Source organism: Campylobacter sp. JH23 (genome assembly GCF_017846595.1).
In the GTDB taxonomy this organism is placed as follows: Bacteria; Campylobacterota; Campylobacteria; order Campylobacterales; family Campylobacteraceae; genus Campylobacter_D; species Campylobacter_D coli.
Genome location: NZ_JAEQBP010000004.1, coordinates 51584 through 71782, shown reverse-complemented (window position 1 = coordinate 71782; position 20199 = coordinate 51584). Strand labels below are relative to the sequence as shown.

The 20199-nt window shown below is 31.1% G+C and carries 21 protein-coding genes; 12 read left to right on the top strand and 9 right to left on the bottom strand.

The annotated features are described in order from the left end of the window. Positions 1–54 precede the first annotated feature (54 nt). Positions 55–612: a methyltransferase domain-containing protein gene (locus KAR88_RS04760; RefSeq protein ID WP_002787933.1), complete on the bottom strand. Its 558-nt coding sequence runs from the start codon at positions 610–612 to the stop codon at positions 55–57. 135 nt (positions 613–747) lie between these two features. Between KAR88_RS04760 and KAR88_RS04755 the strand changes: the two genes are divergently transcribed. The 7 genes from KAR88_RS04755 to KAR88_RS04725 all read left to right on the top strand — a co-directional run bounded on the left by KAR88_RS04755 (position 748) and on the right by KAR88_RS04725 (position 9561). Further along, positions 748–2208, top strand: coding sequence for a hypothetical protein (locus KAR88_RS04755; protein WP_002777512.1), 1461 nt, complete (start codon positions 748–750; stop codon positions 2206–2208). Positions 2209–2448: 240 nt separating this feature from the next. Beyond that, the gene (gene purD, locus KAR88_RS04750; protein WP_002777514.1) at positions 2449–3699 is read left to right on the top strand and encodes a phosphoribosylamine--glycine ligase; all 1251 of its coding nucleotides are present in this window, start codon (positions 2449–2451) and stop codon (positions 3697–3699) included. After that, the gene (locus tag KAR88_RS04745; RefSeq protein ID WP_002777521.1) at positions 3696–4148 is read left to right on the top strand and encodes an RDD family protein; all 453 of its coding nucleotides are present in this window, start codon (positions 3696–3698) and stop codon (positions 4146–4148) included. Before purD ends, KAR88_RS04745 begins: the two co-directional genes overlap by 4 nt. Continuing rightward, on the top strand, positions 4138–6186 hold the full coding sequence (locus KAR88_RS04740; protein ID WP_002777523.1) for an LPS-assembly protein LptD: 2049 nt from the start codon (positions 4138–4140) through the stop codon (positions 6184–6186). Before KAR88_RS04745 ends, KAR88_RS04740 begins: the two co-directional genes overlap by 11 nt. Positions 6187–6259: 73 nt before the next feature. Beyond that, positions 6260–8419: a polyribonucleotide nucleotidyltransferase gene (locus KAR88_RS04735; protein ID WP_002841888.1), complete on the top strand. Its 2160-nt coding sequence runs from the start codon at positions 6260–6262 to the stop codon at positions 8417–8419. Further along, complete coding sequence (locus KAR88_RS04730; RefSeq protein WP_002780181.1) at positions 8416–8898, top strand: DNA-deoxyinosine glycosylase; 483 nt, start codon at positions 8416–8418, stop codon at positions 8896–8898. The genes KAR88_RS04735 and KAR88_RS04730 overlap by 4 nt, the downstream gene beginning before the upstream one ends. Before the next feature lie 453 nt (positions 8899–9351). Continuing rightward, the gene (locus KAR88_RS04725) at positions 9352–9561 is read left to right on the top strand and encodes a 4-oxalocrotonate tautomerase family protein (protein ID WP_002777534.1); all 210 of its coding nucleotides are present in this window, start codon (positions 9352–9354) and stop codon (positions 9559–9561) included. On the opposite strand, the gene KAR88_RS04720 is transcribed toward KAR88_RS04725, so the two are convergent. Next, complete coding sequence (locus tag KAR88_RS04720; RefSeq protein WP_002777536.1) at positions 9558–10214, bottom strand: DUF4230 domain-containing protein; 657 nt, start codon at positions 10212–10214, stop codon at positions 9558–9560. The genes KAR88_RS04725 and KAR88_RS04720 overlap by 4 nt on opposite strands. A gap of 20 nt (positions 10215–10234) precedes the next feature. Continuing rightward, on the bottom strand, positions 10235–11419 hold the full coding sequence (locus tag KAR88_RS04715) for an MFS transporter (protein WP_025431504.1): 1185 nt from the start codon (positions 11417–11419) through the stop codon (positions 10235–10237). A gap of 53 nt (positions 11420–11472) precedes the next feature. On the opposite strand from KAR88_RS04715, the gene KAR88_RS04710 reads away from it, so the two are divergent. Then, positions 11473–11928 carry a low molecular weight protein-tyrosine-phosphatase gene (locus tag KAR88_RS04710; protein WP_002777540.1) on the top strand — a complete coding sequence of 152 codons (456 nt, stop codon included), beginning with the start codon at positions 11473–11475 and terminating at the stop codon, positions 11926–11928. 1 nt (position 11929) lies between these two features. Here the strand turns inward: KAR88_RS04710 and KAR88_RS04705 are convergent, their stop codons facing one another. The 5 genes from KAR88_RS04705 to KAR88_RS04685 all read right to left on the bottom strand — a co-directional run bounded on the left by KAR88_RS04705 (position 11930) and on the right by KAR88_RS04685 (position 17194). After that, entirely contained in the window at positions 11930–12799 is an 870-nt protein-coding gene (locus KAR88_RS04705; RefSeq protein WP_002780176.1) for a 1-aminocyclopropane-1-carboxylate deaminase/D-cysteine desulfhydrase, read from the bottom strand. A 9-nt stretch (positions 12800–12808) separates the two neighbouring features. Beyond that, complete coding sequence (locus KAR88_RS04700) at positions 12809–13759, bottom strand: OmpA family protein (protein ID WP_002789860.1); 951 nt, start codon at positions 13757–13759, stop codon at positions 12809–12811. Next, positions 13756–15210: a MotA/TolQ/ExbB proton channel family protein gene (locus KAR88_RS04695; RefSeq protein ID WP_002780172.1), complete on the bottom strand. Its 1455-nt coding sequence runs from the start codon at positions 15208–15210 to the stop codon at positions 13756–13758. Before KAR88_RS04695 ends, KAR88_RS04700 begins: the two co-directional genes overlap by 4 nt. A 98-nt stretch (positions 15211–15308) precedes the next feature. Next, complete coding sequence (fbaA, locus tag KAR88_RS04690; RefSeq protein ID WP_002777549.1) at positions 15309–16373, bottom strand: class II fructose-bisphosphate aldolase; 1065 nt, start codon at positions 16371–16373, stop codon at positions 15309–15311. Continuing rightward, positions 16373–17194 (bottom strand): peptidylprolyl isomerase, encoded by an 822-nt coding sequence (locus KAR88_RS04685; RefSeq protein WP_002777551.1) that lies wholly within the window; start codon positions 17192–17194, stop codon positions 16373–16375. The genes fbaA and KAR88_RS04685 overlap by 1 nt, the downstream gene beginning before the upstream one ends. 82 nt (positions 17195–17276) lie before the next feature. Here KAR88_RS04685 and nth point away from each other — a divergent pair, with 82 nt between their 5' ends. The 4 genes from nth (at position 17277) to KAR88_RS04665 (ending at position 19489) form a co-directional block, all read left to right on the top strand. Continuing rightward, positions 17277–17903, top strand: a complete 627-nt coding sequence (gene nth / locus KAR88_RS04680; RefSeq protein ID WP_002777553.1) for an endonuclease III — start codon at positions 17277–17279, stop codon at positions 17901–17903. After that, positions 17900–18550: a DNA/RNA non-specific endonuclease gene (locus KAR88_RS04675; protein ID WP_192801252.1), complete on the top strand. Its 651-nt coding sequence runs from the start codon at positions 17900–17902 to the stop codon at positions 18548–18550. Before nth ends, KAR88_RS04675 begins: the two co-directional genes overlap by 4 nt. Before the next feature lie 9 nt (positions 18551–18559). Further along, positions 18560–19192 carry a trimeric intracellular cation channel family protein gene (locus KAR88_RS04670; protein ID WP_002780167.1) on the top strand — a complete coding sequence of 211 codons (633 nt, stop codon included), beginning with the start codon at positions 18560–18562 and terminating at the stop codon, positions 19190–19192. A gap of 78 nt (positions 19193–19270) precedes the next feature. Next, complete coding sequence (locus tag KAR88_RS04665; RefSeq protein ID WP_002780165.1) at positions 19271–19489, top strand: EexN family lipoprotein; 219 nt, start codon at positions 19271–19273, stop codon at positions 19487–19489. A 3-nt stretch (positions 19490–19492) separates the two neighbouring features. Here KAR88_RS04665 and cmoA read toward each other — a convergent pair whose 3' ends face one another. After that, on the bottom strand, positions 19493–20197 hold the full coding sequence (gene cmoA, locus KAR88_RS04660; protein ID WP_002780163.1) for a carboxy-S-adenosyl-L-methionine synthase CmoA: 705 nt from the start codon (positions 20195–20197) through the stop codon (positions 19493–19495). Positions 20198–20199 lie beyond the last annotated feature (2 nt).

Genomic DNA, 20199 nt, shown 5'->3' with positions numbered 1-20199 from the left:
ATCCGTGTAATAAAGCATTAAGTTGTGTTTTATCAAAAAAATGGGGATAAAAATTTACTTCTTACAATAATACACCACAGCGGGTGGCAAATTTTGCCAAACAACTTTTGAAATTCTCACCTCTGCAAAAAGAGAAAATATCTTTTGACGAAATTTTAAACTTGAATAAGTAGGTAGCACATAAGCAAAGGTGCTAAAATATCCGTTAGGTTTTAAACTTTTATGGATGATTTTTAAAAGCTTTTCTTGCTCGTGATCCCTAAGCAAACTCCACGGAATTCCACTTATAATCACATCTGCATAGGTGATATTTCTTTGCCTTAAAAAATAAGGTAAATTTTCAGCACTCCCTATTTCTATATCCAAATTTACAATTTTTCTTTTAAGCTTATCTGCCATATTTTTATTGATTTCTATAGCAAAAAATTGTGCTTTTTTATTTTTATATTTTAAAATATTTTCAGTAAAAACACCTGTGCCAGGTCCAATCTCTACGATATAGTTTGCTTGACGCAAATTAATATTTTGAGTCATAACAAAACCTAGCTTTTGAGAGCTAGAACAAAAAGCACCGATTTGTTTTGGATTTTTAAGATATTCATAAAAAAACATTCAATTTTTCCTACGGTAAAAAAAATATAACTAAAAAGAATTTTAAAATCAAACATGTAATTTTATTCTTTTGCTTATAAAATTTTTATAAAAATAAAGCTAAAATTATCTTTTAAAAACTTTCAAGGATGAAATATGCATGGAAAAATAGCTATATATATGGATTCCACAGGGCGTGGAACTGTAACGAATTCAGCAAATACTTTTTTTGACTTTAGTCGTCAAATTTGGAATGATAAAAAAAGTATGCCAAGTGTTGGGATGCTTGTTGAATTTCGCACGCTCTCTAGTGATAAAAAGTCTGAAAACGGCGCTCCTGTGCCTGTAAGCAAAACTATCACAGGGATAAAACCTTCCAAATTTCAAGAATTTAAAGAGGGTGATTTTATCACTGAACATGATTTTTGGAAAACCGATAGTGATGATGAGCTTGAAGATTTACAAAATTCTCGCAGAAGTGCGTATATTACAGAACTTTATAGAAGCATTGATTTTGATTCTATAGAAAAAATTCCCTTATCTTTTACTATTCCTCAAGCCATACAAAAATATTTTGCCCATGAAATTTTATCTGTTGAAGCCTTGCAAGCCAATTTACAAGATGAAAAAGATATTCCTTGTATTTTGGACTATCTCATTCTTAAGAGATTTTTATTTAAAGCTTATGATACTTTAATTTTTATGGATAATAGTATAGATCAAACCCAATTTAGCGCCCTAAAAAGCATTATGATGCACTTAGAAAATTCTTACAAACAAATGATAGCAGATAAAAAACCCAATATCACTAAAATATTTAATGAAACTTTCTTATCTTTACAATGCCATTACCAAGCTTTAATAGCCACTATAGATACAAGAAAAAACCGCCTTGCTTCACTTGAAGCACAAATGAAAGCTTTACAATCTGAAATTCAACTTAAAAGCAATGCGGCCAATGCAGATCCTGAAAAACTCAAAGCAAGACAAGAAAAATTAGCAAAACTTCAAAAAGAAGCGGAGTATTATAGAACAACCCTTAAAAGACTGGGTGCTATACAAGAGGATTTTTATAAGAAAAATTATAATATTTTTGAAAATGCTTTCAAGCTTTCACGCGAAAAACTCTTTAAAAAAATAATTACAGGTCTTAATTTATGTGCTACGATAATGGATGTTAAAATTTGGCACCTGTCCTTAAAATCATCAGGGGTTAAAAATTCTTATTTTACTATGAGTAATATAGAAAATTCTTTCTGTTCTCTTTCTTTTGCAGAACATTACTTAAGTCGCTTAAATAAATCCGCTCTAAATCCTTTTGATCAAAAACTTTTAGTTTATATCCAAAAAATTACCAAAGAACAAAGAAAAAAATTTTTAGTCGTGACTTCGGATTTGGATTTGCTTTGTAAATTAAAAATAGAAACCTTTGCGCAAAATCCTTATTTCATAGTAAAGTACGCCCCTAAAAAAGTCAATTATCAGTCTTTAATGCGTGATAATAGTTTTGATATAGTGTTTATCGATGAAAAACATGTATGGGAAAGTGTAGCAGATATTATTTTAGAAGGAAAACATTTTGATAAAATAGGAAAAACCAAATTTAAACTGATTTAAACATAGAATTTTAAGCTAAATAAGGCTATAATTTGCTTGCCTAAACAGTTCGTGATATTTAAAGTGATCCAACATATTTTTATTAACTGTGATTGTGCGATTTACCGTGTTCTGTGGCGTCGTTTGAGTTTCGAAAGAAGCGAGAAGTTACAGCCTTTAAAAATCGCCTAACGGTTTTCTTTGACTTTTTGGGGTCAATCTTTATTAAGCGGCTGTTTGGGTTTTATACAAGGAGAATAAATGAAAATAATGATTTTGGGTAGCGGTGCTCGTGAATATTCTATCGCTTTAGCGCTAAAGCGTGTGGATGAAAATTTAGAATTTTACTTTGCTCCTGGTAATGGTGCTACCGAAAGTCTTGGAACCAATCTCAATTTTAAAGATCCTGTAGTTTTAGCCACTTATGCAAAAGAAAAAGAATTTGATCTATGCATAGTAGGTAGTGAAAGTTTTTTAGCTGAAGGCGTTGTAGATATTTTTAAACAACACAATATTCCTATTTTTGGACCTACAAAAGCTGCAGCTATGCTTGAAACTTCTAAATCTTTTATGAAAAGCTTTTTAAAAAAATATCGTATTAAAACAGCAAAATTTTTAAACACAAATGATATAGAAAAAGCAAAAAACTTTATATTAAGCTTAACTCCTCCTATAGTCGTTAAAGCCGATGGGCTTTGTGCTGGCAAAGGAGTAATTATCGCAAAAACTCACGAAGAAGCCATAGAAGAGGCTTCTAAAATGCTAAGTGGAGAAAGCTTTGGAGAAGCGGGTAAACTTATCGTTGTGGAAGAATTTTTAGATGGCTTTGAGCTTAGTATTTTTGCGGTATGTGATGGCAATGACTTTGTACTTTTACCTGCTGCACAAGATCATAAAAAACTTTTAGATGGGGATAAAGGACCAAATACGGGTGGTATGGGAGCTTATGCTCCGAGTTCTTTAGCTAATGAAAGCTTGCTTAGAAAAATACAAAAAGATATCATTATCCCAACTCTTGCAGGTATGAAAAAAGAAGGCAGTGAATTTTGCGGGGTATTGTTTATAGGTATTATGGTTGTAGGCAATAAGCCTTATGTCTTGGAATTTAATGTGCGCTTTGGTGATCCTGAATGTGAAGTTTTAATGCCTTTGATTGAAAATCCTTTAGAACTTATTTTAGCCACTACACAAAAGCGTTTAAGACACACCAAGATAAAAATTAAAAAAGATTATGCAGTGGGCGTAGTATGCGCGAGTGAAAACTATCCTTACAAAAGCTCTCCAAAAAGTGAAATTTCTATAACAAATATTCCTGAAAATACACATATTTCTTATGCTGGAGTAAGTTTAGAAGATGGTAAACTTATGGCAGATGGTGGGCGTGTATTGGTTTGCGTTGGTACAGGCTCAAGCATAGAAGAGGCACAGAAAAAAGCTTACGAGCTTTGTGAAAATGTTCATTTTAAAGGCAAGCAATTTAGAAAAGATATCGCTCATCAGGTTATTCAATGAAAGAAGATTTACTTACGCGTCTTGAGCGAGAAAATCTTACCATTGCTAGTTTCAATAAAAGGATATTGGCATATTTTATCGATAATCTTGTACTTTCGCTGATTGTATTTGTTATTTTTTATGATAAATTACTTAATGCTAAGGATTTATTTGATACAGCTCAAATTTTGGGCGATTTTTACTTAGGATTTTTATTGCTTCATATTACTTACCAAACAATTTTTACTTATTTATATGGGGCAAGTTTAGGAAAAATGGTATGCAAAATCATTATTTTAGATGAAGACTTATTAGACAAACCCAATTTAAACCAAAGCTGTATACGCTCAATCGTTAGGCAAATAAGCGATATGGCATTTATGTTGGGCTTTGCTTGGGCTTTAAGCAATGATTTACGCAAAACTTGGGAAGATTATCTAGCAAGGACAATAGTAGTTAATGTGGCGTAAAATTTTATTTTTAAGCGCTAGTCTTACTTTACTCAATGCCACTCAAGTTGATATCTATGCACTTGATGCTAAAAAACAAGGGGATATACTCACTGCAAACGATGATGTGATTATTTTTTCAGATTTTTATTTTATCACTGCCAATAAGGCTATTTACAATGAAAAAACCGGAGATTTAGAGCTTTTTGGTGATGTGAATATATTAAGAGGACAAAATGAACGCTCTCATTCAAACTATGCTAAAATCAATTTAAATTCAAATGAAGCTAATTTTAATAATTTTTTCTTTTCTAATAATAATTTAGAAGTATGGTTTCAAAGCAAGACTAGCTATTTAGATGAGAATGTTTTCAAAAGCGAAATTTCAGCTGTTTCAAGTTGTAATGTCGAAGATCCTGATTGGGAAATTCGCTTTTCTAAAGGATGGCTCAATAGGGAAAATAATTTTGTTCATTTATATAATGCAAAATTATATGTTAAAGATTTTCCTATATTTTATTTACCCTATTTTGGTTTTAGTGCAGATACCCACCGCCAAAGCGGACTTTTAATCCCAAAAATAGTCTTAAAAAACAGCGAAGGTTTGTATTATGAACAGCCTATTTATATCGCACCTTATGAAAATTGGGATCTAGAATTAAATCCTCAAATTAGAACCGATCGTGGTTTTGGGCTTTACTCAACCTTAAGATTTATCGACTCTCCTTATTCTATAGGAGAGGTAAATTTAGGAGCTTTTAGAGAAAATTCATCCTATTATCATGATGAAAATTTAAAAAACCAAAGTCATTACGGCGCAGAATTAAAATATGCTAGAAATGATTTAATTAAAACCCTGTTGGGCGATAATTTTCAAGAAGGCTTATGGATAGATGCTACCTATCTTAATGATATAGATTATCTTAATCTTGGCAGCAGGGATTATCGTGATTTAAATTCATTAGTTACTTCAAAAATCAATTATTTTCTAGCGGATGAAAATAATTATTATGGAGCTTATGCAAAGTATTATATCGATACTTCTGCATTAAATAACGATAATACCTTACAAGAATATCCAAGCTTTCAATATCATCGTTTTTTGAATAATTTTTTTGATGAACGCTTGCGTTATTCTTTTGATGCATCTTTTCATAATTTTTATCGCCCTGTAGGCCCTTATGCAAATCAATTGAATTTAAATTTGCCTATTTCTTATCATAATGCTTTTTTTGATGACTTCTTGCATTTTACTTTTACCGAACGCTTTTATGCTTCATTTTTAAACTATAGTCATTATCCTCAAAAAGATCATGAGCATTATTTTAGAAATACGCACGATTTTAATCTTTATACTGATTTATCTAAAGCATATGATAATTTTTTTCATACTCTTAATTTTGGGTTAAAATATGTTCTTCCAGGAGCCAAATCAGGAAGTATTTCAGAAGATTATCTTGAAGAAATTGACAAAGAAGAGGAACATCTTGGCTTTTATACTACTCAATACTTTTACAATAATGAAGGTCAAAAAAAAATCAAACATAGAATTAATATTGATTATTTAAACAAGCAAGGTGAGTTTGATGAGATAAGCAATTTATTAAGCTATTATTATAATAACAATATCAGTTTTAATAGTGAGATTATTTACTCTGATCTTCAAGATCGTTTTACAAATATCATCAGTCAAATGGAGATCAATCCTAACCCTAAATTCAATTGGAGTTTTTCGCATGCTTATCAAAACGATGAGTATGGAAAATATAGTTTTATAGGCACGCGCGCAAATTACCTTGCAAATGCAAATTATCATTTGTTTGGAGGAATTTGGTTTGATACCCAAAGAGCGCATGCTAATATGTGGGAGCTTGGATATACTTTTCAACGCAAATGTTGGAATTATTCTTTAATGTATAGAGAAAGAATTGATCCGCAACTTACAAGTGCGGGAATTACTGCTAAAAATCAAAGCGGTATTTATTTTATTTTTAACTTCTATCCTTTAGGTGGAGTTAAATACGATTTTTCTTTAGCAGAAACGGAGAGTAAAATTTAAAATTAAGGAATGAGATTTGCTAAATATTTTTAAAAGTTTGACAAATTTATTATATGGAAAAAAAGGACAAATGATGCAATACAGTATAGAAATCAATGGCAATTTAGAAGTATTCGATATAGAAAAAGTAGCTAAACAAGCTGCAGGTGCTGTGCTTATGCGACAAGGAAAAAGTGTCGTTTTAGCCGCGGTTGCAAGAGAGGAAAAGCCTGTTGAAGAAGACTTTTTGCCTCTAACTGTTCAGTATATAGAAAAAGCCTATGCAGCAGGAAAAATCCCGGGCGGCTATGTTAAAAGAGAAACCAAACCAAGCGATGCAGAAACTTTAACTGCACGCATTATAGACAGAAGTTTGCGTCCACTTTTTCCAAAAGGATATGCCTACCCGACACAAATTGTCGTAATGGTTCTTTCTGCTGATCCTCAAGTAGATCTTCAAGTTATGAGTCTAAATGCAGCAAGCGTAGCACTTTATCTTAGTGATATTCCTATGAAAGCTCCTGTTTGTGGAGTTCGCATAGGTCGCATAGAAGAAAAATTTGTCCTAAATCCAAACAATGAAGAACTTAAAAATAGCACCCTTGATCTTTATGTAGCAGGGGTTAAAGATGAGCTTTTAATGATAGAAATGCGTGCTTTACCTAATCAAAAAGAAGATGAAATCTTTATCGAAGCTCCTTATGCAGATGTTTTAACCCAAACAACTTCACAAAGCATGAATGAACTTAGCGAAGATGAAATTTTAGAAGCGCTAAGTCTAGCCCAAAAAGCTATATTAAATGGCTCTAATGCTTATGAAGAAGCTTTTTTGAAACATAAAAAATCAAGCGATTTAAATTTCAAAGATGAAATAGAAAATTTCGAACTTCTCGCCTTTATAGAAAATAATTTTCACGATCAAATCGTACAGGCTATCAATCAAATGGCAAAAAGTGAAAGAGCGAGTGAGTTAAATAAAATTGCTGAAAAAATATTAAATTTTGAAAGCGCGACAAAATGGGATGAAGAAAGTATTTTAAATGCCCTAGCAAAAGTCAAACATAAAATCGTTCGTAGCCAAATTTTAAATACAAAAAAAAGAGCAGATGGTAGAAATTTAAATGAAGTGCGTCCTATTGCCATAGAAACAAATATTTTACCTAATGCACATGGCTCTTGCCTTTTTACACGCGGACAAACTCAAGCTTTGGTTGTGGCGACTTTAGGTAGTGAAAATGATGCGCAAATGGTTGATGTGTTAACCGAAAAAAATCCTATCAATGAACGCTTTATGGTTAATTATAATTTTCCAGGTTTTTCAGTAGGCGAGGCAAGCCCTATCAAAGCACCTGGAAGAAGAGAGTTAGGACATGGAAACTTAGCCAAAAGAGCCCTTTATCCAAGCATAGATGAAAATTATCCTTATGTTATCCGTTTGGTAAGTGAAATTTTAGAAAGCAATGGCTCTAGTTCTATGGCAACGGTTTGTGGAGGGTCTTTAGCCTTAAGAGCAGCGGGAGTACCTAGCTTAAAACTTGTAGCAGGAGTAGCTATGGGGCTTATTTTTGAAGGCGATCAATATGCTATTTTAACTGATATCATGGGCTTAGAAGATCATGATGGGGATATGGATTTTAAAGTAGCAGGTAGCAAAGACGGTATCACAGCCTTACAAATGGATATCAAATTGGGCGGTATTGATCAAAAAATACTCAAAGAAGCCTTGTATCAAGCTAAAGAAGGTAGAATTCATATCTTAAATATCATGGAAGAAGCACTTAAGGAAATTGTTGTTAATGAAGAGGTATTGCCAAAACTCGAGCTTTTCAATGTTGATCCTTCAAAAATAGTCGATATCATAGGTCAAGCTGGAAAAACTATCAAAGAAATTATTGAAAAATTTGGTGTTTCTATAGACTTAGATCGTGAAAAGGGTGAAGTAAAAATTGCGGGCAATGAAAACGAACAAATTAAAGCCGCAAAAGATTATATTATCAATATCACAAGTTCTCAAAAAAATAATAAAAAAGGCTTTAAAGAAAAAGATCTATCAAACTTTGAAATCGGCGAAGAATTTGAAGGAAAAGTCAAAAAAATCACGAATTTTGGAGCCTTTATAGAACTTAAAAATGGAATTGATGGCTTGCTTCATAATTCTAAAAGTAAAAATCTCAATTTAAGTGAAAATCAAATTTTAAAAGTAAAAGTAAGTGAGATTAAAAATGGCAAAATCTCTGTGGATTTATGCGAGTGAGTGAGTTTTTAACTCATCCTTTTAAACCCTTTTTTGATAAGGATTCTAAAATTTTAATTTTAGGATCTTTTCCCTCGGTAAAATCAAGAGAAGATGGATTTTACTACCAGCACCCAAGAAATCGTTTTTGGCCTATACTAGAAACACTTTTTGATACAAGATTAGAAAATATAACAAAACAACAAGCGTTTTTAAAAGAAAAAAATATCGCCATTTGGGATGTGCTTCAAAGCTGTAAGATTAAAAATTCAGATGATAAAACCATAAGTTACGCAAAGGCTAATGATTTAAATTTAATCCTTTCTCAAGCACAAATCCAAGCTATTTTTACCACAGGGAAAAGTGCTTATCGATTTTTTACTAAATTTCATCCTCATTTAAAAGCCATAGCCCTACCCTCAAGCTCTCCTGCAAATTTAAATTTTTCTTTTGAACAACTTTTGCAAAGCTATAAAATAATCAAAAATTTTATAAAATAATTTTTGATTACGTATGTAAAAAATACCCAAAAGCATATATAAAAATAAAATTATTTCACAAAAAAGTAATACATATAAAAACACACCTTCGCATATAAAAAACATAAATCCAAAAAAGGCAAATAAAAATAAAGCTAAAGTTCCTAAAAACAATTTAGAAAGATCTTTAGCACAAAAAATCATATAATTTATAAAAAAATCAAACATTTTAAGATTTATGACATCCTTTTAGCAAATTTTAATCAGCTTTTGTGATAGTGAGTCATTTTTTATTTATATAAATTTAAACTATAGATGAATTTATATTTTAATACTGATATTAAATTATAATCTTGTTTTTATAAATTTAATATTAATTATCAAAATAATTTTTATAAAAAATGAGCTTTTCTAATAAGCTTGTATTAATGTTTTCTATTTAAAATTATTAAAAAATATATAAAGGAGTTTTAAATGCCTTTTGTAAATATACGCATTACCAAAGAAAACGGTGAACCTACAAGCGAACAAAAACAAGAGCTTATCGCAGGAGTTACAGATTTACTCGCTAAAGTTTTAAACAAAAACAAAGCCTCAACCGTAGTAATCATTGATGAAATCGATACAGACAATTACGGCTTAGGTGGAAAAAGTATCACTCAAGTAAGAAAAGAAAAAAGCTAGTTTATATCTAGCTTTTGAGTATTGTCCTTAAATTCAAACTCTACCTTTTTTGCTCCAAAACCTTTGGCTATAGCTTCTAAAGTATCTCTAGCACTTTTGTGAATTTTACTTTCTAAATTTCTAATAAGATTTAATGACAATTCTTTAACCTCTTCTTTGGCTTCTCTTATAAGTTTATTTTTGTCATTTTCACTAAAGCTAAGTCCTGTGCTATTAATAGAATCAGGCAGTAAAAAAGGCAAAAATTTAGCATTTTTTTCATCATAAAATTTCATATCTATAATGCTGTGCTTGTATTTGCATTCAGGCATAATAATCTTATAATGATCATTATCTAAAACTATGATTTCAAAATTTTTATCTCTTAAATCATATAAAAATGTGATCTCAAATTCAAAAATCAAAGCAATCTGTCTTTCGCTTAAAGACCAACCCAAAATACTTTTCCAAATTCCGTTAAAAGCACTATCTTTTTTAGTAACAATTTCTTTACTAAAGACTTGAAAAACACTAAGCTCTCCTATGGATTTAAGTTGGGTAATATCATTGCTAATATGAATGTCCTTCTCTTCTATTTTAGAGCTATTTTTAAACTGCTTTATAATGACAAATACAAGCAAAATAACAATCAAACTAAGTAAAATGAGTTCCATAAAATCACCTTTCTAAAGAATTATAAACCTTGATTAGAAAAAATATAATTTCTTTCAAATATCAAAAAAATTATAGCATTTAAAATAAAAATACAGCAAATAAAAGCAAAAACAAGTTCTACACTAAAATGCGCTGTTATCAATCCTCCTCCAAAAGCACCACAAAAATTTCCTAAAAACTGACAAGTTTGATTAAAGCCAAATACAAGGCTTAAATTTTTAGCACTAACACCTTTTTTAAGCAAAGCATTCACGCAAGGCAAAAGTCCTCCAAGACCTATTCCTATAAGCAATCTTACGAAAATAAGTGCATAAACATTGGTAGCCAAGGATTGTAAATAAAAACAAATTCCACAAAATATCAAAGCGCTAAAAATAACCTTACTAGGGCCGATTTTATCTGCTATTTTTCCAAGTTTTGGCGCAAAGAAAAGGTTGCTAATCCCACTTGCAGCTACAACTATACCTGCCCAAAGAGCCAAATTTTCACCTTGATAAATTTGTTCTACATAAAGACTTAAAATAGGCATAACCCCAAAAGTTCCAAACTGAATGATAAAAGTTGTGATAAAAATAATAACAATAAGTTTTTTATTTTCTTTAAATTCTTGAGTATTTTTTTTTGCTTCTTTTTGAATTTTTCTCTCATGAATAAAAAGAAAAATTGTCACAAAAGAACAAGCAAGCAAAAAGGCTACCAAATCAAAAACTGCACTAATGCTAAAAATTCCTGCCACAACTCCACCAAATAAAGGACCTAACAAACTCCCACTGATAGATGCAGTAGAAAGTGTCCCCAAAGCATAAGCTACTTTTTCTTTGGGTGCTATTACAGCGATAAAAACAACAGCTGCTGCGGTAAATCCTGATACAATACCCGTTAAACCTCGTATCAAAACCACTTCCATAGCATCATGAGCAAAACTAAGCCACAGCGTTAAAGCTGACATTCCTAAACTTGCTCGAAGTAGCATATTTTTATAGCCGTATTTTGCACCCAAATATGCCCACAAAGGTGAAAAAATAGCCATTCCAAGCGGTGTGATTCCAAAAGCTAATCCTGAGTAAAATGCGATTTCGCTAGTATCTGTATGTCCTAATTCTTTGATATATAAAGGCAAGATTGGAGCAATTTGACTAAGTCCCATACTTGTAGTAAAGACGCCAAACCAACATACCCATAAAGTCCTATTGAAATTTTCCATAAAATTATTGTATGATATTTTTTATAATTTTCAATTAAATTTCAAGGATGAAAATGAAAAAGATAGTTTTTGTATGTCTTGGAAATATTTGTCGTTCCCCCATGGCTGAATTTGTTATGAAAGATCTTGTTAAAAAAGCAAATTTAGAAAAAGAATTTTTTATAACCAGTGCTGGAACCTCAGGAGAACACGATGGAGAAAATATGCACTATGGCACTCAAAATAAACTTAAAAGCTTAAATATAAAATATCAAAATTTTACAAGCAAAAAACTCACTCAAGCACTTTGTGATGAAAGTGATTTTTTAATCACCATGGATAATTCTAATTTTAAGAATGTTCAAAAAAATTATAAAAATACTCAAAATAAACTTTTAAAAATCACTGATTTTGCTTCTCATTTAGGATATGATGAAGTCCCTGATCCATGGTATAGTGGGAATTTTGATGAAACCTATCAAATCATTTCTTTAGCGTGTAAAAATCTTTTAAGCCATCTACAAAAATAAATCATTTATCTTTACAATATTTAAATATATATCTTTCTAACATAGAGGAATTTCCAGAAATTCCTCCTTGGTGGATATAAAGCAAGGGATTTTTCCATTCTCTTTTTAAGGCTATGCTCAATCCTAGCATGTCATAAAGCAAGTCAAATTCTATTTGACATTCTTGTTTTAAATCTTTATAAAGCTGATAAAATTCTAGATAAAGTTTAGCAAAATGATATTTTTTATCACTTTTTAGAATTTCTAAATTCGAAAAATCATAATTTTTAATAAGATTTAAAATTTGAGTTTTAAGGTAGCACTCATCTCCAACACAAGCACAAGTAAAAACTTTAAATTTGGAATTTTTAGCTAAAAATGCAGCCGAAGTTCCTGTGCCAGAGGGTAGAAAAATATCAAAATCTAAACCTAAATTTTTACTTTGACTTTCTATTTCCTTGGCTAGTTGAATATAACCTGATTCGGCATTTAAATTAGCAACTCCTTGCTCTATAAAAACATCATCTTTTTCACACAAAGAAAGTGCAAATGTTTTTAAGTCTTTATCACTATGATTTTCAATAAAATAAACATTATTTTCCAAGGCTAATTTATAATTACCGCAAGGATTATTTCTTAGATAAGTAGGAATCTTTTCGCAAGCATAAATAAGAGTTAAATTTCTTTTACTTGCAAATATGCTAAGTGCTACTAAAGCATTACTTTGAATGCCACCATAACTTATAAAGCGTTGGCTCTGATTATAATTTTGAGAAAGGTAAAAAGCAAGTTTTCTAGCTTTATTTCCATTGATCTCTCCTAGCAAATCATCACGCTTGATATAAAATTCAAATCCTTGAAATTGAATTTTTTCTATAGGAGAAATTAGCATTTAAAATTCTTAGTGAAACTCAAAAAACTTTTCAACATCTTTTAAAGCATTATCATTTTTAATACTGAATTTAATCTCTATACGGCGGCTTTTATCTTTATCCTCTACTCCATTTACAAGAACAGGATCAGAAAACGATCTGCCACTTGCCATCAAAAGTTTTTGCAATCTTATATCCTTATAAAAAGTATAGATAAAATTCATCACTTCATAAGCACGCTTTTGGGATAAATCAAGATTATAAATATAAGATCCATCACTATCCGTATGCCCTTCAATGATAATATTTTCAATATTAGACAAAATCTTTGGATCATTGATAATAGCATTAAAATACTCACTTAAAATTTTTCTCAAACTCGCCTTAGCTTCATTTTTAAGCGTATAAGAATCCTTATCAAACAATACCTCAGAAGGTAAAGAAATAGAACCTGTTTTTTGATCTATGGTGATATTGCTATCGAGTTTAGCTTGTAGCTCTTTACTTAGATTCTCGCGAATCAAACTTAAATTTTGAACCTTTTCTTTTGCTTTATCAAAGCTTTCTTGCAAATTTCTAATTTCTTCATCTTTCTTTTCTAGCTGACCTAGCAAAATCAAAATTTGCTTATCTTTATTATCTATAGATGAATTAAGCTCTTTGCTTAATTGCTCATAATTAGTGATATTTGCTTCAAGTTCTGCTTTTTGAGAATTTATAAGATTTAAAGCACTTGAAGCATTGTTTAAATCAGAGCTTAATTTAAAAACAATAGCTTCTTTATTTCTAAGCTCTTCCTTGCTTTCTTCTAAGCGTGCTTCTTGTTTGTTAAGATTATCTTTAATTTCTCTTAGATCGCTTTGAGTTAAAACGTATTTAACTACAATAGCACCTATTAACAGGATAAAAACAAAAAGTAGCCCTGCCATCAAGTCAGCATAGGCTATCCAAAAATTACCTTCTTCTTGCTCATTTTTCATTTATCTTCTTTTTCTTCTTTATTAAAATTTTTATTAGAATCTAAAGTGTCGCTATCATTTTGATTTTCTTTGGTTTGCTCTGTATTTTCAGTTATCTTTTCGCTTGAAAGAATTTCATTTTCTATATTATCTTGCTCTTCTTGAGCAGGATTAGGAATTTTACCTATTTTAGCCATCACTTCATTTGTTTCTTCATTTAAATTCTTAATTTCTTGCTTTAATTTATCCATCATTTTGATTTTCGCATCGATACTTTTTTCTTCTTCATAAACTTCTTTAAATTTATGCATACCCTCAAAAAGACTTGCTTTAAAACCTTCAAAAACTTTTTCTTGACTTTCTAAAATGGCTTTTTCATATAATTCAAAATTTTTACCAAAACGATCTACTTTTTCATCAAAAGCAAGCAAGGTTTTATCAAAATGCTGAATTTTTTCACTACTGATATCAAGAAGGCGGTTATATTGTTCAGACATTCGCATATTGATTTCTTTTAAATTTTGATTAAGCATTCCTATACCATTTAGCATTTCGCCATACATTTTTCCAAGATCTCTTTGATCTCTTTGTGCTCTACTTAACTCACCCATAGTTTGCTTAATATGCTCCCCACTCAATCTTATAGCTTTTTCTTCTACATTGAGCATATCTTGAAAAATTCCAAATTTTCTATCTATAGTATGATCAAGCTCTGCAAAAAAATCTTGATTGCTTACTTGTTTAAAAATGGCACTGATTTTTTCAAAATGTTGCAAGCTTTCACTCAAATATCTTTGATCAAGCTCTTCTTTTGTCCAAAAAAATCCACTTGTAGAATTTTTTTGACGATTTAACAAACGCTCGATCTTACTCTTTCCAAATTTTTCAAAAAACATCCACCAAAGAGCTAGAAAAATACCATAAATTGAAACATAAAAAGCAGTTCCTACACCACTTAGCAAAAGAGCGATCTCTTGCTCTAAGGCTGCTGTATCGCTAGAGCTAAAATTAGGCATAGACAAGGCTATACTGATAAAAGTTCCTAAAATTCCCATCATAGGAAAAATAGCTGCACCAATACTAGCAAAGTTTTCATTCCTTGCACCCCTAACATAAGCATAAGCAAAATCATCAAAATTTGCATTAGATTTTGTATCCTTACCTATAGTAAGAAAATGCTTCATAATATGTCTTTTTAAGGCTTGTTTAAATTCATCTTTTTGTTGTTCAAAAATGCTGTATGCGTATTCAGAACTATGCCTTGCAAACACAAGGGCTGTGAAAAAAATAAAGCCTATCATAACAACAGTGTGCAATTCGACTTTAAAATTTATAATATCATAATAACCCAATAAAATAAAAACATAAAGTAAAGCGGGTATAAAAATAATTTTTAAATAAACCAAATATCCTTTTTTCTCTTTACTTTCTGGCAGAATGAGTTCTGAAATTTCATCCGATCTTATATCCATAACACTAATACCCCATTAGCTAAATTCTATTTTAAAGATTGTTATCAAGCAATTTAAAAAATCTTTAAAATAAAATTTGGAAGATTTAAGCCAAAGGCTTAATTTCTTCCTATACAATTTAAATCTTCAAAAGCAAGTTCTAAACGCTTTATCATACTTTCCTCACCGCTTCTTAGCCAAACACGCGGATCGTAGTATTTTTTATTAGGCTTATCTTCACCTTCTGGATTGCCAATTTGGCCTTGCAAATATTCACGGTTTTTTGCTTCATATTCGCGAACTCCGTCCCAAAATGCCCATTGAGTATCTGTATCGATATTCATTTTTACTACACCATAACTCACCGCATCTTTGATATCTTTTAATTCGCTTCCACTTCCACCATGGAAAACAAAATTGATCGGCTTATCAACTTCTAGGCCAAATTTTTCTTTTACAAATTTTTGTGAATTTTTAAGAATTTCAGGTTGTAAACTTACATTTCCTGGTTTATAAACTCCATGTACATTTCCAAAGCTGGCTGCTATTGAAAATTTATCGCTGATTTTCCCAAGTCTTTCATATGCAAGTGCTACATCTTCAGGCTGGGTATAAAGCTTAGAATTATCAATACCTGTATTATCCACTCCATCTTCTTCTCCCCCAGTGCAACCAAGTTCAAGTTCGAGTGAAATTCCCAAAGAATCAAGTTTTTTAAGATATGTTTCGCAAGTGCTTAGATTATCTTCTAAATCCTCTTCGCTAAGGTCAAGCATATGAGAGCTAAATAAAGCCTGTCCGTGAGTTTTTTTGTACTCAGCATTTGCTTCTATAAGTCCATCTATCCAAGGTAAAAGCTTTCTAGCAGCGTGATCTGTATGTAAAATCACTGGGATACCATAAGCCTTAGCAAGCAAATGCACATGCTTAGCCCCGCTAATCGCTCCTAATACATCACCTTGTGGACAATTTTTTCCTGCATAAAATTTCGCTCCTCCATTAGAAAATTGGATGATAACAGGAGAATTTACTTTTTTAGCAGCTTCTAAAACAGCATTGATCGAATCAGTTCCCACTACATTAACGGCAGGGATAGCAAAACCCTGTGCTTTAGCGTATTCATAAACTTTATTAAGCTCATCTCCGCTAACAACCCCTGCTTTTACGATGTCTAACAAGCCCATTATTTGTATTCCACTTTAGCATTGTTTAACAAATCTTGACCTTTTTGATTGATCACTTTTTTAAATTCTTCAAATTTCAAACCATTTTCAATGCCTTTTTTAACATCATCAAATTTGATTTGTTCTTTTGCACGAGAATTTTCTTTTAAGATTACATGATAGCCAAAATTTGTTTTTACAGGAGTGGTTGTAATGGTGCCATTTTTAAGTGCAAATGCTGCGTCAGTGAATGGTTTTACCATTGTTGATTGATCAAACCAACCTAATTCTCCACCTTGATTTTTTGAACCTGGATCGATTGATTTTTCTTGAGCAAGCTGGCTGAATTTATCATCTAAAGCTTTACCTTTTAAACCTTTGAGTTCTTTAATGATATCTTTAGCTTCTTGTTCGCTAGATACTAAAATGTGCTTAGCTTGAACTGCAGCAGGTTTGATATATTTTTCTTTATTTTGTTCGTAAAATGCTTTAACTTTAGAAGAATCAACTTTAATAGAATTAAGAATTTTTTCTTGATAAACATTAACAAGTATGCTATCTTTTGCGCGTTCTAATTCTTTTTTATAAAGAGGATCTTTTTCTAAATTTTGTTTTTTAGCATCTTGTAGTATCAAATCTTGCATGATGTATTGTTGCAAAAGAGCCTTTTTTTGATGATCAGGCAAGCTTTTAAAATCCTCTCCTCTAAGCATCGGTGCAAAAAATTCACTCACTTCAGTATCGCTTATATTTTTACCATTTACAGTAGCTATAGTAGCTGCATTTAAATTTAAAGTTACACCTGCAATTAAAGCTGCGGCAATTAAAGAAACTTTTCTCATTTTAGACTTCCTTTTTTAATAAAATAGATTAAAATCAATTATATCTCAACTTGGTTTAAAGCTAATTAATTAAAATAAAAAAATGAAAAGAAATTCAGAAATCAAAGAACTTTTTTTAAAACATTTTGATAAGCCTACTACAGAATTAAAGTTTTCAAATCTCTATGAACTTTTAGTCTGTGTGATGCTTTCTGCACAATGCACCGATAAAAGGGTTAATCTTATCACCCCTGAGCTTTTTAAAGCTTATCCTGATATCACAAGTCTTGCAAATGCAAATTTATCAAGCCTTAAAACCTATATACAAAGTTGTTCTTTTTATAATAACAAAGCCCAAAATCTCATCAAAATGGCTCAATCAGTCCGTGAAAATTTCAACGCCGAAATTCCACTGGATGAAGAAAAATTAAAATCCTTAGCAGGAGTAGGACAAAAAACAGCCCATGTGGTTTTGATCGAATGGTGTGGTGCAAACTGCATGGCAGTAGATACTCATGTTTTTCGTGTTTCTCACCGCTTAGGACTTAGCAAGGCTAAGACTCCTGAAGCGACTGAAGAGGATTTAACACGCATATTTAAAGACAATCTTAACTATCTTCATCAAGCCATGGTGCTTTTTGGACGCTATACCTGCAAGGCTAAAAAACCTCTATGTAAAGAATGTTTTTTAAACCATCTTTGCAAAAGTAAAGACAAGGAACTTGAATGAAACTTATCATCTTTTTATTAGCATTTACACTTCATGTTTTTGCTTTAGAAGCTTATAAGCCCGATAAAGATTTTGCGCCTTATTTTAATCCTTTAAATTGCTCTGTTGTTTTGGATAAATTTTTTTATACCAATTGTTATGATTATAAACTCAAAGGCACTAAAGCCGTAGCCTATAAAGTCGAAGCGTCCAATCTAAAAGAAAAACAGATCAAAAAACGAGCTCGCTTTGAAGATGACACAAATATCCCTAAAAAATACCGCAGTACTTGGAGTGATTATAAAAATAGTGGTTATACCCGAGGACATATAGCCTCAAATGCTTCTTTTCGCTTTAGTAAAGCAGCACAAACATCGGTTTTTTTGATGAGTAATATCACTCCACAAAATGCACAAGTTAATGCAACGGTTTGGAATGAAATCGAACAAAGAGAAAGAAGTCTTACTTTTAAATTCCAAAGCGTTGAAGTGCTAAATCTAATACTTTATGGTAAAAATCCTAAATTTATTAAAAATGGCATTGCTATACCGAGTTCTTATGTTAAGATTATCAAAACTTCTCGGTTTGAAGAATGTTATGAAGTACCCAATAACAATATCCAGAGCGAAGAAATCAATGATTATAAAATTTCTTGCAATAAATTCTAAAGGCTATGAATGGAAATCAGTGCTTTAACCATAACCATACTTTACATTATAGGAATTTCAGCAGAGGGTATGACAGGTGCCTTGGCTGCAGGCAGACATAAAATGGATCTTTTTGGAGTAATTTTCATAGCCTTAGTAACTGCCATAGGAGGTGGAAGCATACGCGATGTGCTTTTAGGTCATTATCCACTTACTTGGGTTAAACATCCTGAATATATTGTTTTAATTTGCCTTTGTGCTCTTGTTGCCACTAAAATTCCACGCATTGTTAGCAGATTAGAAAGTTTATTTTTAACACTTGATGCCATAGGACTTGTAGTCTTTAGCATACTTGGCGCACAAATTGCAATAGAACAAAACCATGGCTTTATCATCGCAATCTCTGCAGCAGTGATTACAGGTGTTTTTGGTGGAATTTTAAGAGATATTTTATGCATGAGAATTCCTTTAGTTTTCCAAAAAGAAATTTATGCAGGAATCGCAATCATAGCAGGGGCAATTTATTATACTTTAATGGTTTATCTTCAACTGCATGCTTTAATTTGCACGCTTGTAACGCTATTTGTAGGAGTTACAGCTAGGCTTTTAGCGATCAAATACCAATGGTCCTTACCCATTTTTTCTTATAATGAGGAAAAATAATGAATTGTATTTATAAAAATTTGCTAAGATAAAAAGAAGCGTGATAAAAGTTTAATTATGCTTTTTAAGGAAAATACTATGAATAAAGCAATACTACTTACCCTTATTTGTTTATTTTTTACAGCTTGTGAACAAACCAAAAGTGTAGAATACTACAAAGCTCATCCCGAAGAAGCCAAAAAAAGAAGTGATGAATGTCGTTTGAAATCTATCATCAGTCAAGATTGTGTAAATGCTCATAGCGTTGCTATCCCAAAAGAAGATTGGGATGAAGGCCATGATACACAAACAAGATAATTTTTATTTAAAGGCTATAAAGGTTTCAAAATTAACCCACTTAAAAACACTTTCTATTTTTTCAAATCCTGCATTCTTAAGCATATCTAAATTTTCTTTTTCACTATAAGGGATAAGAACATTTTCCAAAGCCTCCCTTTTGGCTGCAATTTCGATTTTAGAATAACCTTGTCTTTCTTTATAATCTGCATAAAGTTCTATCATATTTTTAGACAAAAAAGCATCTTCATAAAGAATTTTTTCACTCATGATAAAAATACCACCTTTGTTTAAATTCTTATAAATTTCATTAACAAGTTCTTGTCTTTTAGGCGGACGGATGAATTGCAAAGTATAATTAGCTACAAATACATCACTTTGAAAAAAAACAAAATCACACAAATTCGCTTCAAAAAATTCTATATTTAAGCCATAAGCTTGTGCTTTTGATTTGGCGATTTCAAGCATAGAAGGTGCATTATCCGCACCAAAAAGCTTAAGATCTTTTCTTAAGCTGGCTAAAAAAATTAAAAAATTCGCACTAGAACAACCCAAATCACAAACCTTTGCTCCCTCTTTAGTCAATTTTTTTATCAAATTTGCACAAAGTTCTAAATTTTCCCTATAAAAAGGCACAGAGCGATTAATCATATCATCAAAAACACTTGCGACACTCTTATCAAATTCAAATTGTTTGGTTAGCTTTTCTTTAAAAAGTTCATCTTTCATTT